The 14,217-nt window shown below is 46.5% G+C and carries 17 protein-coding genes and 1 other annotated feature; of the genes, 13 read left to right on the top strand and 4 right to left on the bottom strand.

Annotated features, from left to right (window positions below; all coding sequences use genetic code 11):
• Positions 1–59: 59 nt before the first annotated feature.
• From NYE36_RS13995 to NYE36_RS13985, 3 genes are read left to right on the top strand one after another with little or no spacing between them, the layout of a single operon-like run.
• Positions 60–518, top strand: coding sequence for a PRC-barrel domain-containing protein (locus tag NYE36_RS13995; RefSeq protein ID WP_007408205.1), 459 nt, complete (start codon positions 60–62; stop codon positions 516–518).
• A 12-nt stretch (positions 519–530) separates the two neighbouring features.
• A complete protein-coding gene (locus NYE36_RS13990) occupies positions 531–722 on the top strand; it encodes a hypothetical protein (protein ID WP_003152738.1) in 192 nt (63 codons plus the stop codon).
• Between the two features lie 21 nt (positions 723–743).
• On the top strand, positions 744–875 hold the full coding sequence (locus NYE36_RS13985) for a YrzQ family protein (RefSeq protein ID WP_003152741.1): 132 nt from the start codon (positions 744–746) through the stop codon (positions 873–875).
• A gap of 35 nt (positions 876–910) precedes the next feature.
• On the opposite strand, the gene NYE36_RS13980 is transcribed toward NYE36_RS13985, so the two are convergent.
• The 4 genes from NYE36_RS13980 to NYE36_RS13965 are packed head-to-tail and all read right to left on the bottom strand — an operon-like array spanning position 911 to position 3,869.
• Positions 911–1,567: an amino acid ABC transporter permease gene (locus NYE36_RS13980; protein ID WP_064115691.1), complete on the bottom strand. Its 657-nt coding sequence runs from the start codon at positions 1,565–1,567 to the stop codon at positions 911–913.
• Positions 1,568–1,585: 18 nt separating this feature from the next.
• Positions 1,586–2,236 carry an amino acid ABC transporter permease gene (locus tag NYE36_RS13975; protein WP_015417902.1) on the bottom strand — a complete coding sequence of 217 codons (651 nt, stop codon included), beginning with the start codon at positions 2,234–2,236 and terminating at the stop codon, positions 1,586–1,588.
• A 56-nt stretch (positions 2,237–2,292) separates the two neighbouring features.
• A complete protein-coding gene (locus NYE36_RS13970) occupies positions 2,293–3,120 on the bottom strand; it encodes a transporter substrate-binding domain-containing protein (protein WP_064115692.1) in 828 nt (275 codons plus the stop codon).
• Positions 3,121–3,140: 20 nt separating this feature from the next.
• Positions 3,141–3,869 (bottom strand): amino acid ABC transporter ATP-binding protein, encoded by a 729-nt coding sequence (locus NYE36_RS13965; RefSeq protein ID WP_007408209.1) that lies wholly within the window; start codon positions 3,867–3,869, stop codon positions 3,141–3,143.
• A gap of 219 nt (positions 3,870–4,088) precedes the next feature.
• Between NYE36_RS13965 and NYE36_RS13960 the strand changes: the two genes are divergently transcribed.
• The 10 genes from NYE36_RS13960 (at position 4,089) to udk (ending at position 14,059) form a co-directional block, all read left to right on the top strand.
• Positions 4,089–5,150: an AI-2E family transporter gene (locus NYE36_RS13960; protein ID WP_007612803.1), complete on the top strand. Its 1,062-nt coding sequence runs from the start codon at positions 4,089–4,091 to the stop codon at positions 5,148–5,150.
• Positions 5,151–5,193: 43 nt separating this feature from the next.
• Positions 5,194–5,401: a binding site (T-box leader), on the top strand.
• Between the two features lie 80 nt (positions 5,402–5,481).
• Positions 5,482–8,118, top strand: a complete 2,637-nt coding sequence (gene alaS / locus NYE36_RS13955; protein WP_064115693.1) for an alanine--tRNA ligase — start codon at positions 5,482–5,484, stop codon at positions 8,116–8,118.
• 84 nt (positions 8,119–8,202) lie between these two features.
• Positions 8,203–8,469, top strand: coding sequence for an IreB family regulatory phosphoprotein (locus NYE36_RS13950; protein WP_003152749.1), 267 nt, complete (start codon positions 8,203–8,205; stop codon positions 8,467–8,469).
• Positions 8,470–8,477: 8 nt separating this feature from the next.
• Positions 8,478–8,894 (top strand): Holliday junction resolvase RuvX, encoded by a 417-nt coding sequence (gene ruvX / locus NYE36_RS13945; RefSeq protein ID WP_003152750.1) that lies wholly within the window; start codon positions 8,478–8,480, stop codon positions 8,892–8,894.
• 12 nt (positions 8,895–8,906) lie between these two features.
• Positions 8,907–9,188 (top strand): DUF1292 domain-containing protein, encoded by a 282-nt coding sequence (locus tag NYE36_RS13940; RefSeq protein WP_003152751.1) that lies wholly within the window; start codon positions 8,907–8,909, stop codon positions 9,186–9,188.
• A 110-nt stretch (positions 9,189–9,298) separates the two neighbouring features.
• A complete protein-coding gene (mltG, locus tag NYE36_RS13935) occupies positions 9,299–10,390 on the top strand; it encodes an endolytic transglycosylase MltG (protein ID WP_012118069.1) in 1,092 nt (363 codons plus the stop codon).
• A 151-nt stretch (positions 10,391–10,541) separates the two neighbouring features.
• On the top strand, positions 10,542–11,195 hold the full coding sequence (locus NYE36_RS13930) for an O-methyltransferase (protein WP_007612793.1): 654 nt from the start codon (positions 10,542–10,544) through the stop codon (positions 11,193–11,195).
• 6 nt (positions 11,196–11,201) lie between these two features.
• Complete coding sequence (locus NYE36_RS13925; RefSeq protein WP_007408214.1) at positions 11,202–12,131, top strand: peptidase U32 family protein; 930 nt, start codon at positions 11,202–11,204, stop codon at positions 12,129–12,131.
• A 17-nt stretch (positions 12,132–12,148) separates the two neighbouring features.
• Positions 12,149–13,417: a U32 family peptidase gene (locus NYE36_RS13920; RefSeq protein WP_076425026.1), complete on the top strand. Its 1,269-nt coding sequence runs from the start codon at positions 12,149–12,151 to the stop codon at positions 13,415–13,417.
• A gap of 6 nt (positions 13,418–13,423) precedes the next feature.
• Positions 13,424–14,059, top strand: a complete 636-nt coding sequence (gene udk / locus NYE36_RS13915) for a uridine kinase (protein WP_003152763.1) — start codon at positions 13,424–13,426, stop codon at positions 14,057–14,059.
• The last annotated feature ends 158 nt before the right edge of the window (positions 14,060–14,217 follow it).

Genomic DNA, 14,217 nt, shown 5'->3' with positions numbered 1-14,217 from the left:
TGCTGCCCGGCTTCTTGGCAAAACCTATACGTGTTCAACAAAAGGTGGTTGATCACACTTTGAGAACATGCCATGCAGCTGAAGGACGAACCGTATATGACGAAAACACCGGGCGCAGTCTCGGGATGATATCGGATGTATGTTTCTCTCTGGACGGCCGGTTTCTCGGTTTCGTGCTGGAGCAGAAACGCCTGTTTCACAACCGCCATCTTTTTTTAGAGGCAAGTGATATAAAAGAGATGGATCAAGAAGCCGTAGCTGCCGGTCATGCTCATTTGCAGCCTTTGCCGAAGAGCTGTTTCACCTTTGAACAGATTAAGATGCAGCCGGTGAAATCGCCTGATGGTGAAATGTTCGGTTTGCTGGAAGATGTATACTTTTGTTTGGACAGGGGCATAATCGTAGCATATGAACTCTCGGACGGCTTCTTTTCAGATCTGGCCGGCAGACGCCAAGTGCGCCGCGCCGCCGATACGCTTATTGAAGCGGGGAAAGAAGGCATCGTCCTGAACGGATAAGAGGTGTAGTCTGTGCTTGTATGTCCGAACTGCAAAAGTAAAGATATCGGCAAAATCGGCGTAAACCAATACTATTGCTGGGGCTGCTTCATTGAGCTGACGGTAGCCAAAGGCAAAATTGCGACACATCAAGTAGAGGAAGACGGCACGTTAAGCAGTCTTGATGATTTGTTTTCTGAAGACGAACGCAGTATCAATTTTTAAAGTTGAAAGGAGATACGCGCGATGGGCAGAACAATGACCTCTCTGTTGGCTTTAGGAGCTGGAGCCGTTATGTATCGTATGGCTTCTCAGTCCGATATGCTGAATAAAAAAGGTATGAAACGGATGAGAAGACGAGTCATGAAAATGTTTTAAGCAGAAAAAAGGATACTTCTCCGGAAGTATCCTTTTTACGTTTGTCTCGCTTCCAGCCGTCTGGCTGCGAGAGACAGGCTGTAATTGACCGCGAAATACATCAGGGCCGCCAGCAGAAAGATCGGGAAAAAATACCCTCCGTCAGCGCTTTGTCCGTTTAAGATCTGCGCGTTATGAATCAGTTCGGGCAGAGCGATGACGACCGCAAGTGACGTATCCTTTAATAAGGAGATAAACTGGCTCACGATCGGAGGAACCATACGCCTGAGCGCCTGCGGCATGACGACGAGAAAAAGAGTCTGCGTGTACGTCAGTCCTGAAGAACGCGCCGCTTCAATCTGTCCTTTGTCAACGGATTGCAAACCGCTTCTGATGATTTCTGACAGCATGGCCGATTCAAAAATCGTCAGCGCCGTGATGGCGGCCGCGGTAATTTCCAGCTTGATCCCGATTTCCGGAAGGGCAAAAAACGTAAAGAAAATGATTAATAACAGCGGCAGGTTGCGGATGGTTTCCACAATGGCCGCTATAATGCCCGAGACGATAGGAATTTTCGCATAGCGCAAAGTGCCGGCGGCAAGCCCGAAAATAAAACTCAGGACAATGGAGATCAGTGCAACATAAAGTGTGACCAAAAAGCCGTCCCATAAAAACAGCAGATGGTCAGGTGTATAGGCGCTGCTAAAATCCATGTTTTTCACTCTCCTTCTCTAATAACTCTTTCCGAGACGTCTTTCCAAATAGTGAACCCCGATGCTGAGCGGGATCGTTACTATCAAATAAAAAAGCGCGACGAAAATATAGACATCAAACACGACAAGAGTGCTTGAGGAAACGAGATCCGCCTGATACATCAAATCGAGTCCCGCCACCACTCCGAGTATTGATGAGTTTTTGACAAGGTTGAGAAATTGGTTTCCGAGCGGGGGAATCACGATTTTTACGGCCTGAGGAAGAATGATATATCTCATCGCCTGACTGTAGGTGAAGCCTGACGATCTGGCCGCTTCCATCTGCCCTTTGGAGACAGTCTGAATTCCGGCTCTGATGGCTTCTGCGATAAAGGCGGATGTGTAAATCGTCAGCGCAATCGTTCCCGCCTGAAAGCCGTCCAATCTCAGCCCGGCGTTCGGAAGTCCGAAATAAAAAACGAATGTGATGAGGAGAAGCGGGATGTTGCGGATAAATTCCACATACGCAGTGCCGATCCATTGAAGGGGTTTGAAAGCCGTGATTCTCATGACTGCGATCAGAACGCCCAGCGCAAAGCTGCCTGCCAGCGCGATGAAGCTCGCAAGCAATGTGTGCAGGAAACCGTCCATATACATATCGAAGTTTTCCGTTAAAATTGAAAAGTTCATCTATGTCACTCCTTATAAAACGGGGATGAGCATGCCTGCTCATCCCGCGGTCCTTTCTATTTTGCCGGTTCTTCTTTAATCCATTTTTTATAGATTTTTTCGTACCTGCCGTCGGCTTTCATTTTTTTCAAAGAGGCGTTGATTTCCTTGATGAGTTCGGATTGGCCTTTTTTGACGGCGATTCCGTAAGGTTCATCGGTGAAGGTTTCGCCTGTCAGCTGATATTGTTTATTTTCATCTGCCATGCCGTATAAAATCGCATTATCGGTTGTGAGCGCATCTCCCTGTCCCGCTTTAAGCGCAGTGAACGCTTCGGCGTAATTTTCAAATTCCAGCACTGAGGCGTCAGGCGCTTTTTCTCTGATGTTTTGTGAGGAAGTAGAGCCTTTTACCGCCAATACTTTTGAGCCTTTTCCCAGGTCTTTGGTGCTTTTGATGCTGCTTCCTTTTTTGACGAGCAGGGATTGCCCGGCTTCAAAATAAACATCTGAGAAATCAACTTCTTTTTTCCGCTCATCCGTTATCGTCATCGTGGCGGTGATAGCGTCGATATCGCCGTTTTGCAGCATCGGAATTCTCGTTTTTGACGTTACTTCTTTAAATTCCGCTTTCTTCTCATCCCCCAGAATATCTTTTGCGAGCTGTTTTGAGATATCAATATCGAAGCCTTCAATATCACCGGAGCTTGGGTTTTTCAGCCCGAATAACCTCGTGTCGGTTTTGACGCCGAAGATGATTTTGTCTCTGTCTTTAATAGAGGCTAACGTGTCTTTTCCCGTTCCTTTTGAATCTCCGGACGTTTCTTTCCCTCCGCAGGCGGCCAGCATAAAGACGGCCAGCAGTGATATCAATCCGAATGACAGCCATTTTGTTACGCGTGACATAAGCGCTCCTCCGTTTCTTTTCAGTGATTTAAAATACGGCTTAAGAATAAACGCGCCCTCTCTTCACGGGGGCTTTCGTAAAATTCAGCCGGTGCAGCTTCTTCTAAGATGGCTCCGCCGTCGATAAACACGATGCGGTCCGCCACTTCTTTTGCGAATCCCATTTCATGTGTGACGACTGCCATGGTCATGCCTTCCTTTGCGAGTGTTTTCATGACATCCAGCACTTCCCCGATCATTTCCGGATCAAGCGCAGATGTGGGTTCATCAAACAGCATAATTTCGGGCTTCATCGCAAGCCCCCTGGCGATGGCGACACGCTGCTGCTGGCCGCCGGAAAGCTGTGAAGGATAAGCGTCCGCTTTTTCCGGTATACCGACTTTTTTCAAATAGTATAAGGCCGTTTCTTTTGCTTCTTCTTTTGATTGCTTAAGTACTTTGATCGGTGCGAGCATGATGTTTTGCAGAACGGTTTTGTGCGGGTACAGATGAAAATGCTGAAACACCATGCCGATATTGCGGCGGACCTTATTTATATCCGTTTTCTTGTCATGGATGGAGACGCCGTTTACCGTTAAGGCGCCTCCATCAACTGTTTCCAGCTGATTAATGCAGCGGAGAAGCGTGCTTTTTCCCGATCCTGAAGGTCCGATGATAACGACGACTTCCCCTTTTTTAATGTGCAGATTAATGTTTTTCAGTACGTGGAAATGTCCGTAGTGCTTATTTACATCCTGAAATGAAATCATGGCCATCCTCCTTAAAAAACATGAGTCATATTGACTGGACAGTTTCTGAAATCCTTTAACATATTACAATGGTTATACAGATTTTTATGAATATTATTTAGATTATTTCGTAATTTCTGATAATTGTTTCCGTCAAGAGGTCTGCGTCATAAGGCGGAGTTTATGAAACGGGAATAATTCCGGCTTTCTGTCAAAAGATAAAGCAAGAGGTGAAACGTCATGCTTCAAAAACCGCTGCAGCTCTTAATGTGGACGGCTGTATGTCTGCTCGTTTTGTTAACAGTGTATGTCTTTTGCATGCTCGATATGTTATGGTCTCCCATTTGGCTTGTTATAAAATCTCTCTTTATTCCTATATTCATCGCAGTATTTATTGCTTATCTTTTACTTCCGATTACTGAATGGCTTCATAGAAAAGGGATGCCTAGAACTTTAAGCCTGCTTCTGATTTATTGCCTGTTTTTCGGCGGAATCGGCTGGGGGGTTTATAAAGGGGTTCCTGTTTTAATTGAACAGCTGCAGGATCTGTCTGAGAGCATTCCCGGTCTTGCCAAAAACTACAACAGCATGCTGAAGCATCTGCATAATCACACGGATCATTGGCCTGACGGCATGCACCATCGAATGGACAAAATGATTCAGCAGACAGAAACGTTTCTTGCCGGCACGATTGAAAGCACGATCAGAAGCATCCGTTTCGTGCTTGATTATATCCTGATCGCGGCGACGATTCCTTTTCTCGTGTTCTATATGGTGAAGGATATAGACGTCATGAAAAAGACAGTCTGGTATTTGACGCCGAAGTCCTGGAGAAAAAGGGGGAGTGAATTTCTGCGGGATGTGGACGACTCTCTCGGTGATTACATCCGCGGTCAGCTTCTCGTTTGTTTTTTGCTCGGGCTAATAGCCGGCGTTTCATTTTGGCTGTTCGGGCTTCCTTACCCGCTGATTTTGGGCCTTGCCATCGGGATTACGAATGTCATCCCGTATTTCGGTCCTTTTATCGGCGCTGTACCGGCGCTGCTCCTTTCGCTGGCGATTTCTGCTAAAGCTGTGATCATCGTAATCGTCACGATTTTTATTCTGCAATTTATAGAAGGAAACATTTTGAGCCCGCTTATTGTCGGGCGCAGTCTCAGAATGCACCCCGTCGTGATCATGCTGGCGCTCCTTGCCGGAGGAGAGCTCGCTGGCATTCCCGGCATGATTCTCGCTGTTCCGGCGGCAGCCGTTTTAAAAGTGACGGCCATACACTTTTTGCGGATCAGGACGGAACATTGACATTCGGGTTCTGCTTGTCTATAATTTCGAGTAGAATACATACGAATCTCGAGTGACGGATATGAGTACGCCGAAGCCCTGTTTAAGAGAGAAGCTCCGATACGCTGAAAGGAGCTTCAGCAGAAGATCGGCCGAAGCTAATCCTGAGTGCAGTTAAAGGCTGCCGCAGTCCTGCGTTACGGGATGAAAGGTGACAGGCCTTTTTCGGCCTGTAATCAGGGTGGTACCGCGAGACAGCTCTCGTCCCTGTGTGAACGCATGGTTTGCATAGGGAGAGAGCTTTTTTGCTGTCGCAAAAGAGAATTTCGGGTAGTGATAAGGAGGAATATAGATGAAACACTTAACTTCTGCTGAAGTGCGTCAAATGTTTTTAGATTTCTTTAAAGAAAAAGGCCATGCCATTGAACCGAGCGCCTCATTGGTTCCGCATGAAGATCCGTCTTTATTATGGATCAACAGCGGCGTTGCGACGCTGAAAAAATACTTTGACGGCCGCGTTGTGCCGGAGAATCCGAGAATTGTAAACGCGCAAAAATCAATCCGAACAAATGATATTGAAAATGTGGGGAAAACGGCGCGCCACCACACGTTCTTTGAGATGCTCGGAAACTTTTCCATCGGTGATTATTTTAAAGAAGAAGCGATCACATGGGCATGGGAGTTTTTAACGAGCGAAAAGTGGATCGGCTTTGATCCGGAGCTGCTGTCTGTAACGGTTCACCCTGAGGATGAAGAAGCTTATACGCTATGGGCGGAAAAAATCGGCGTTCCGGAAGAAAGAATCATCCGTCTGGAAGGGAACTTCTGGGATATCGGCGAAGGCCCGAGCGGACCGAATACGGAAATTTTCTATGACCGCGGCGAGAAATACGGCAATGACCCGTCAGATTCTGAATTGTATCCGGGCGGCGAAAATGATCGTTATCTTGAAGTATGGAACCTGGTATTCTCAGAGTTCAACCACAACCCGGACGGCACGTACACACCGCTTCCGAAGAAAAACATTGATACGGGCATGGGGCTTGAACGGATGGTCTCCGTGATTCAGGATGTCCCGACAAACTTTGACACTGATTTGTTTATGCCGATTATTGAAGCAACAGAGCGCATTTCCGGAGATGTTTACGGAAAGGATGCAGTGAAGGATACGGCCTTTAAAGTAATCGCCGATCATATCAGAACGGTCGCATTTGCGGTAAGCGACGGAGCTCTGCCGTCAAATGAAGGGCGCGGGTATGTACTGAGACGCCTCTTGCGCCGGGCAGTGCGATACGCGAAAACCGTCGGTATCAGCCGTCCGTTTATGTACGAGTTAGTACCGACTGTTGCAGGAATTATGGACGCTTTCTATCCGGAGGTGAAAGAAAAGCAAGAGTTTATTGCCAAAGTCATCAAAACGGAGGAAGAGCGCTTCCATGAAACATTGAACGAAGGTCTTGCCATTTTATCTGACGTGATAAAGAAAGAAAAGGAAAAAGGCAGCGGCATCATCTCCGGAAAAGACGTATTCAAACTGTACGATACGTACGGATTCCCGGTTGAATTGACGGGGGAATACGCGGAAGATGAGCAAATGACGGTTGACCATAAAGGCTTTGAAGCCGAAATGGAAAAACAGCGTGAACGGGCGAGAAATGCGCGCCAAGATGTAGGAAGCATGCAGGTTCAGGGCGGCGCATTGCGCGACATTACCGCAGAAAGCACATTTGTCGGCTACAGTGCCGTAAAAGCTGAAGCGAAGGTAATCGAGCTTCTTCATGACGGGCAATTAATCAGTGAGGCGCATGAAGGGGATACCGTCCAAATCCTTCTTGACAAAACGCCTTTCTATGCTGAAAGCGGCGGACAGATCGGTGACAGAGGAGTGCTGAGAAGCGAGCAGGCTGTCGTAACCATTAAAGACGTGAAAAAAGCTCCGAACGGTCAGCATGTACACGAAGGCACGGTGGCTAGCGGCACGATTCAAAAAGGCGCAAGCGTGACGGCTGAAGTTGAAGATCAAATGAGAAGCGGCGTGGTGAAAAACCATACGGCTACCCACCTTCTGCACCAGGCGCTGAAAGACGTTCTCGGCACACATGTCAACCAAGCGGGTTCACTCGTTACCGAAAACCGTCTGCGTTTTGACTTCTCTCATTTCGGTCAAGTGACGAAAGAAGAACTTGAACGCATTGAAGGAATCGTCAACGAAAAAATCTGGGAGAGCATTCCGGTAGCGATTGATTTAAAACCGATCAATGAAGCGAAAGAAATGGGCGCGATGGCCCTGTTCGGCGAGAAATACGGCGATATCGTCCGCGTCGTACAAGTCGGAGATTACAGCCTTGAGCTTTGCGGCGGATGCCATGTCACGAATACGGCTGAAATCGGCCTGTTTAAAATCGTATCCGAATCAGGGATCGGCGCAGGGACGCGAAGAATTGAAGCCGTAACAGGAAAAGGCGCTTATCAGGAAATGAACAGCCAGCTCAGCCTTCTGCAGCACGCTGCGGACGAGCTGAAATCAAACGTAAAAGACGTACCGAAGCGAATTCAGTCTCTTCAAGCGGAGCTGAAGGAAGCGCAAAGAGAAAATGAATCATTGCTCAGCAAACTCGGCAATGTGGAAGCCGGAGCCATTCTGTCTAAAGTAAAAGACATCGGCGGCGTAAAAGTGCTGGCTGAAAAAGTAAATGCGAAAGACATGAACCACCTTCGCACTATGGTGGATGATCTGAAAGCGAAGCTCGGTTCTGCAGTCATCATTCTCGGCGCCGTGCAAAATGAGAAAGTCAACCTTTCAGCAGGCGTGACGAAAGACCTGATTGAAAAAGGCCTTCACGCCGGCAAAATGGTCAAACAAGCGGCTGAAGTCTGCGGAGGCGGAGGCGGAGGCCGTCCGGACATGGCGCAGGCCGGCGGAAAGCAGCCTGAAAAATTGGAAGAGGCGCTCGCATCTGCGGAAGATTGGATAAAATCCGTTTTATAATCCTTTCAACTAGTGTAGAATGATGATAAGATGAGGACCTCAGGCTGAACTTTGCCTGCGAATTTGGGAAAGAGGTGCAAAACGGTGAGCTCGTTTGATAAAACGATGAAATTTAATTTCTCCGATGATTCTGCTGAAACAAACGTCGAAGAAGTGCTGATTACGGTATATGATGCGCTTCAGGAAAAGGGGTACAATCCTATCAACCAGATTGTCGGATACTTGCTGTCTGGAGATCCTGCATACATTCCTAGGCATCGCGACGCCCGGAACTTAATTCGCAAACTGGAACGTGACGAATTAATCGAGGAATTGGTAAAATCCTATCTAGAACAGCATAAAGAGGCGTAAATACATTCATGAGAATATTGGGACTTGATCTTGGAACGAAAACACTCGGCGTAGCTTTAAGCGATGAAATGGGCTGGACCGCTCAAGGCATTGAGACGATAAAAATAAACGAGGCTGAAGGAGATTACGGTCTGGACCGTTTATCCGAGCTGATGAAAGACTATAATGTAGAGAAGATCGTGCTCGGTTTTCCGAAAAACATGAACGGGACGATCGGTCCGAGAGGCGAAGCCAGCCAAACATTTGCGAAACTGCTTGAAACAGCGTACAATGTCCCTGTTGTGCTGTGGGACGAGCGTCTGACGACGATGGCGGCTGAAAAAATGCTGATCGCGGCTGACGTCAGCAGGCAAAAACGAAAAAAAGTCATTGATAAAATGGCGGCTGTCATGATCCTTCAAGGATATCTGGACAGTTTAAACTAAGAGGTGAAAAAAATGGAACACGGCGAAAAACACATTACAATTGTCGATGATCAAGGCAACGAACAGCTTTGCGAAGTGCTGTTCACATTTGAAAACGACACATTCAACAAATCTTACGTACTTTATTATCCGATTGATGCTCAAGACGATGATGAAATCGAAATTCACGCTTCAAGCTTCGAACCGAACGAAAACGGTGAAGACGGCGAATTGATGCCGATTGAAACCGATGAAGAGTGGGAAATGATCGAAGAAACGCTCAACACGTTTTTAGCGGAAGAAGACGAAGAATAAAATGAACGGAAAAAGCCGTAGCGCATATGCGCTTCGGCTTTTTTTTGTAATAAATTGCCGAATGCACATGAATCATGTAGTATAAGAGCTGTTGGGAGGAAAATACTTGTATGAATATCAATCAGACTAAACATTCATTTCCGCGTAAAAACAAAAAAACGACGATAATACTGTCCTCCGTGATCGCTCTGCTTATCATCATTTGCGGTGCTTTTTTCTATGGAAAATCTCTGCTGTCTCCGGTTGACAAAGGCAGCAAAACGGCAGTCAATATTAATATTCCGAGCGGTTCTTCCGTTTCGGCAATCGCTGAAATTCTTGAGGATCAGCATGTCATCAAAAGCAAAAAAGCATTTCAGCTGTATGTGAAGTATAAGGGCGCTTCCGGGTTTCAGGCGGGATTTTACCACCTGAATAAAGGAATGGATGCGGATGCGATTATCAAAAAACTGACCGCGGGATCAACGGGATATGCCTTTCAGATCTCCGTTCCTGAAGGAAAACAGCTTACACAGATTGCAGAGGCGATCGCAAAAGAAACATCATATTCTAAAGAAGAGATCATGGCGAAACTGGATGACAAAACATTCATCGGCAAACTGAAGAAACAGTTTCCTGATACGATAACGGACGCACTTTCAAACAAGAAGCTCAAGCATCCGCTCGAAGGCTATCTGTATCCGGCCACATATCCGTTTAATGATCCGGATGCATCGCTTGACACGATTTTGACGGCAATGGTTCAGGAAACAAACACCCGTATCGAAACGTATAAATCTGAACTGGAAAAAAAGAAACTTTCCGTCCATAACGCGCTGACAATGGCATCGCTAATTGAAGAAGAAGCCACCGCCAAAGCTGACCGTCACAAAATCGCCAGCGTTTTTTACAACAGGCTCGAAGAAAAAATGCCGCTGCAGACTGATCCGACGGTATTATATGCGGCCGGTAAGCATAAAAGCCGGGTCTACTACAAAGACCTGAAAATTGATTCTCCGTTTAATACGTATAAACATAAGGGGCTGCCGCCGGGACCGATTGCAAATGCCGGTGATTCATCATGGGAAGCGGCTCTCCGCCCTGACAAAACGGATTATCTCTATTTCCTTGCAAAATCAAACGGCGAGGTTGTTTTCACCAAAACATTAAAAGACCATAATAAAGCGAAGGAAAAGTATATTTCCAAAAAAGACAGCGAATAAAAGGAGGGCAAAAGCTCTCCTTTTATTCCATTCTGAAAGGTTTTATGATAAAATATATCGGGTTGTTTACTTATGGATAAAGAAGTGTCTTAAGAGAGTGTCCCCGCGGATTCGTCAGGGGCACTCCTTTTTAGAACGGAGGCTGTTTGCCGTGAATGATCGGTATGAACAAATAAACGAGTATATAAACGCGATGCTGAAGCCTCGGCCTGATAAAGTGAAAAAGCTTGAAGCCTATGCAAAAGAGCACCATGTTCCGATTATGGAAGAAGCGGGCATTGAAGTGCTGCTTCAAATGCTGTCGATTCAACAGGCGAAAAACATTTTGGAAATCGGCGCGGCAATCGGATATTCCGCCATACGGATGGCGCTTGAGCTTCCGGATGCGAATATTTACACGATTGAACGGGACGACAAACGCTATGAAGAAGCTGTGAACAATATAAAAGACTTTGAAATGGAAAACCGGATTCACGTAATGCACGGGGATGCGCTGGAACTTTCTGAGTCTGTCCGTGTCACGGCTCCTTATGATGCCATTTTTATCGACGCGGCCAAAGGCCAGTACACGAACTTTTTTGAGCTCTATGAACCGATGCTTGCGCCGGATGGAGTCATTTTTACGGACAATGTTCTGTTTAAAGGGCTGGTGGCACAAAATCACTCGGACATTGAGCCGAAAAGAAGACGGAAGCTTGTTGAAAAAATTGATCAATATAACCAATGGCTGATGGACCGGCCTGACTATCAAACGGTCATACTGCCGGTCGGAGACGGCATCGCCATCAGTAAAAAGAAGAGGTGAAGGATCATGAAAAAACCTGAACTTTTGGTGACTCCGACTTCTGTACAGGATATTCTTCCGCTCATTCAAGCGGGCGCAACGGCCCTGTTGGTCGGAGAACAGAGATACGGCCTGAGACTGGCCGGTGAATTTTCAAGAGAAGATATAAAAGAAGCCGTAAAGACAGCTCATCAGGAAGGCGCGAAAGTGTACGCCGCCGTCAATGCTATTTTTCACAACGAAAAAGTGGACGAGCTGAACGGCTATCTTGCCTTTTTGCAGGAGGCCGGCGTTGATGCGGCTGTTTTCGGTGATCCGGCCGTTTTAATGGCGGCGCGTGAAGCGGCTCCCGAGCTTAAACTGCACTGGAGCACGGAAACAACGGGAACCAACTACTATTCCTGCAATTACTGGGGACGCAAAGGCGCACGGCGGGCAGTGCTGGCTAAGGAATTAAATATGGACAGCATCATTGACATAAAAGAAAACGCCGAAGTGGAAATTGAAATTCAAATCCACGGCATGACGTGCATGTTCCAATCGAAGCGTTCTTTAGTGGGCCATTACTTCGAATACCAGGGTAAAGTCATGGACATCGAACAGAAGAAAAAAGAAGCGGGGATGTTTCTGCATGACAAGGAACGGGGCAATAAATACCCGATTTTTGAAGATGAAAACGGCACGCACATCATGAGCCCGAACGATGTGTGCATGATTGATGAACTAGAGGACCTGATGGACGCCGGCATCGATTCTTTCAAAATCGACGGAGTTTTGAAGTCTCCTGAATACTTAACTGAAGTGACCCGCATGTACAGAGAAGCAATCGATTTGTGCTTCGAAAGCCGAGAGACATACGAAGAGAAAAAAGAGAGCTGGATAGAGCGGATTGAAAGCATTCAGCCTGTGAACAGAAGCATCGACACAGGATTCTTCTTTAAAGAAACGGTCTATTAAAAAGGAGGGTGCAACGGATGACAGCCGTAAATCAAACCATTTCCAAAGTCGTAAACGGAAAACGCGTCATTACGAAAAAACCTGAACTCCTTGCTCCGGCAGGAAACCTTGAAAAATTAAAAATTGCCGTTCATTACGGAGCGGACGCGGTTTTTATCGGAGGACAGGAATACGGACTCCGCTCAAATGCGGATAACTTCTCAATAGAAGAAATCGCAGAGGGCGTAGAATTTGCCAAAAAATACGGGGCAAAAATATATGTGACAACAAACATTTTCGCCCATAATGAAAATATGGACGGTCTGGAAGAATACTTAAAAGCGTTGGGAGACGCAAAAGTTGCCGGAATTATCGTCGCTGATCCGCTGATTATTGAAACATGCCGGAGAGTGGCCCCGGACGTAGAAATTCACCTCAGCACACAGCAGTCCCTTTCCAACTGGAAAGCGGTGCAGTTCTGGAAAGAAGAAGGGCTTGACCGCGTGGTGCTTGCCCGTGAAACGAGCGGACTGGAAATTAAAGAAATGAAGGAAAAGGTGGATATTGAAATTGAAACCTTTATCCACGGCGCCATGTGTATCGCTTATTCAGGCCGATGCGTGCTGAGCAATCACATGACGGCCCGGGATTCTAACCGCGGCGGCTGCTGTCAGTCCTGCCGCTGGGATTATGACCTGTATCAGACAGACGGTGCAAACGCGGTCGCACTCTATGACGAAGAAGACGCTCCGTTTGCGATGAGCCCGAAAGATTTAAAATTGATTGAATCCATTCCGCAAATGATCGAGATGGGCATAGACAGCCTGAAAATTGAAGGCCGTATGAAATCAATTCATTACGTTGCGACGGTTGTCAGCGTGTATCGCAAAGTCATCGACGCATACTGCGCTGATCCTGAAAACTTTGTCATTCAAAAAGAATGGCTGGATGAGCTGGACAAATGTGCAAACCGGGATACCGCGCCTGCTTTCTTTGAAGGCACGCCCGGGTATGAAGAGCAGATGTTCGGTGAACACGGAAAGAAAACAACATTTGATTTTGCCGGTCTCGTGCTCGCGTATAACGAGGAAACTCAAATGGTGACGCTCCAGCAGCGCAATTTCTTTAAACGAGGTGACGAAGTGGAATTTTTCGGTCCTGAAATCGACAATTTCACATTCACAATCGGCACTATTTGGGACGAAGACGGAAACGAGCTTGATGCTGCCCGCCATCCCCTGCAAATCGTTACATTTAAAGTAGACAAAAAGATTTATCCGAGCAACATGATGAGAAAGGGGAAGTAATCACCAATGGGTAAGAGTCCTGTAGTTATAGGCATCGCAGGAGGTTCCGGATCAGGAAAAACAAGCGTCACCCGTTCCATCTATGAACAGTTTAAAGGACACTCGATTTTAATGATCCAGCAAGACCTTTATTATAAAGACCAAAGCCATCTTCCGTTTGAAGAAAGGCTGAACACAAACTATGATCACCCGCTCGCATTTGATAATGACTATTTAATTGAGCATATTCAGGAGCTTTTGAATTACCGGCCGATAGAAAAGCCGATTTATGATTATAAACTGCATACGCGTTCTGAGGAAACCATTCCGGTTGAGCCGAAGGATGTCATTATTCTGGAAGGCATTCTCGTTCTCGAAGATAAAAGACTTCGCGACCTCATGGATATGAAACTTTATGTCGACACGGACGCGGATCTCCGTATCATCAGACGGATTATGAGAGATATTAACGAAAGAGGCCGTTCAATCGATTCTGTCATTGAGCAGTATGTGTCCGTCGTCAGACCGATGCACAATCAGTTTGTTGAACCGACGAAACGCTACGCGGACATCATTATTCCGGAAGGCGGACAAAACCACGTCGCAATTGATCTGATGGTCACGAAGATTCAAACGATCCTTGAACAAAATGCAATTTTGTAATACCATAGCATAGACATAAATAACTCAGACCATATTATGTATAGGCTGGAAGGGAATGAGACAGTTCCCTTCTTTCCCTGTTTATAAACCGAAACATTTGCAGAAAACACACATTCAGTTTAAGATAAACAGTACCTATATGGGAGAGAAGAACGAGG

The sequence above is a fragment of the Bacillus sp. FSL R5-0593 genome (assembly GCF_038603755.1).
Taxonomy (GTDB): domain Bacteria; phylum Bacillota; class Bacilli; order Bacillales; family Bacillaceae; genus Bacillus; species Bacillus velezensis.
Note: the sequence above shows the minus strand (reverse complement) of the source record. Positions and strands in the feature narration are given on the sequence as shown.

Excerpts from the sequence above, each read along its gene's own strand:
- NYE36_RS13960 (WP_007612803.1), top strand. The coding sequence starts at position 4,089 with ATGCTTCAAAAACCGCTGCAGCTCTTAATGTGGACGGCTGTATGTCTG.
- NYE36_RS13975 (WP_015417902.1), bottom strand. The coding sequence starts at position 2,236 with ATGAACTTTTCAATTTTAACGGAAAACTTCGATATGTATATGGACGGT.
- NYE36_RS13965 (WP_007408209.1), bottom strand. The coding sequence starts at position 3,869 with ATGATTTCATTTCAGGATGTAAATAAGCACTACGGACATTTCCACGTA.
- ruvX (WP_003152750.1), top strand. The coding sequence starts at position 8,478 with ATGAGAATATTGGGACTTGATCTTGGAACGAAAACACTCGGCGTAGCT.
- NYE36_RS13985 (WP_003152741.1), top strand. The coding sequence starts at position 744 with ATGGGCAGAACAATGACCTCTCTGTTGGCTTTAGGAGCTGGAGCCGTT.
- mltG (WP_012118069.1), top strand. The coding sequence starts at position 9,299 with ATGAATATCAATCAGACTAAACATTCATTTCCGCGTAAAAACAAAAAA.
- NYE36_RS13920 (WP_076425026.1), top strand. The coding sequence starts at position 12,149 with ATGACAGCCGTAAATCAAACCATTTCCAAAGTCGTAAACGGAAAACGC.
- NYE36_RS13925 (WP_007408214.1), top strand. The coding sequence starts at position 11,202 with ATGAAAAAACCTGAACTTTTGGTGACTCCGACTTCTGTACAGGATATT.
- udk (WP_003152763.1), top strand. The coding sequence starts at position 13,424 with ATGGGTAAGAGTCCTGTAGTTATAGGCATCGCAGGAGGTTCCGGATCA.
- NYE36_RS13970 (WP_064115692.1), bottom strand. The coding sequence starts at position 3,120 with ATGTCACGCGTAACAAAATGGCTGTCATTCGGATTGATATCACTGCTG.
- NYE36_RS13980 (WP_064115691.1), bottom strand. The coding sequence starts at position 1,567 with ATGGATTTTAGCAGCGCCTATACACCTGACCATCTGCTGTTTTTATGG.
- alaS (WP_064115693.1), top strand. The coding sequence starts at position 5,482 with ATGAAACACTTAACTTCTGCTGAAGTGCGTCAAATGTTTTTAGATTTC.
- NYE36_RS13940 (WP_003152751.1), top strand. The coding sequence starts at position 8,907 with ATGGAACACGGCGAAAAACACATTACAATTGTCGATGATCAAGGCAAC.